1 protein-coding gene is annotated in these 1,080 nt (G+C 50.8%); it reads right to left on the bottom strand.

Annotation, left to right across the window (positions count from 1 at the left end; all coding sequences use genetic code 11):
- Nucleotides 1-123: 123 nt before the first annotated feature.
- The coding region (locus tag AC0UA9_RS17185) for a putative PEP-binding protein (protein WP_475661930.1) at nucleotides 124-1,080 on the bottom strand (957 nt) is incomplete at its 5' end.

The raw sequence follows: 1,080 nt of genomic DNA, 5'->3' as shown, positions 1-1,080 counted from the left end.
GCGGGCTAATGCTTGTAAAGCTGCGCAACTGGCTACGCCAATAGCTAAGGCCTCTTTATAAGCCTCAATCGCCCGGCGCAATGGCCGGGCGAAGTTGCAAATCAGTGCTGCGCGCTGACGGTATTATTCGATGGTTTCACCCGCCAGCATAAACCAAGTTTCAAGCACCGCATCTGGGTTTAATGAGACAGAATCTATCCCCTGCTCCATCAGCCACTTAGCCAAATCTGGATGATCAGAAGGGCCTTGGCCACAAATGCCGACATACTTACCTTGCGCTTTGCAGGCTTTGATGGCCATTGCTAGTAGCTTTTTCACTGCAGGATTTCGTTCGTCAAACAGGTGTGCAACGATGCCTGAGTCACGATCCAGGCCCAGCGTCAGCTGAGTCAAATCGTTAGAACCAATCGAGAAACCATCAAAGTACTCGAGGAATTCATCAGCCAGCAGTGCGTTAGCAGGCAACTCACACATCATGATAACTTTTAAGCCATCAGGATTAGACTCGCCGCCCCGTGGCAAGCCATTAGCCGCTAGCAATTCTACGACCTCACGCGCCTCATCGGTTGTACGAACAAAGGGCACCATGATTTCAACGTTATCAAAGCCCATTTCGTCACGAACCCGCTTCAGCGCTCGGCACTCAAGCTCGAAACAGGGTCTAAAGGCATCCGAGATATAGCGCGAGGCCCCTCTAAAGCCAAGCATTGGATTCTCTTCACCAGGCTCATAAAGCTTGCCACCAATCAGGTTTTCGTACTCATTGGATTTAAAATCAGATAGCCTTACGATCACTCGCTGAGGATGGAAAGCAGCGGCCAGAGTCGAGATGCCTTCGACCAGCTTATCAACATAGAAACTAACAGGGTCATCGTAACCGGCAGTACGCAAATCGATGACCTGCTGAAGATCAGCGGGCAGCGTGTCGTAATCCAACAGCGCTTTAGGGTGAACACCGATCATACGGTTAATGATGAACTCCAGCCTAGCAAGACCAACCCCTGCGTGGGGTAAGCCAGCAAAGCCAAATGCACGGTCCGGGTTACCCACATTCATCATGATCTTGAAGGGATTCGCAGT

This window comes from Colwellia sp. F1, assembly GCF_056238625.1.
This window is presented reverse-complemented; position numbering and strand designations above follow the sequence as displayed.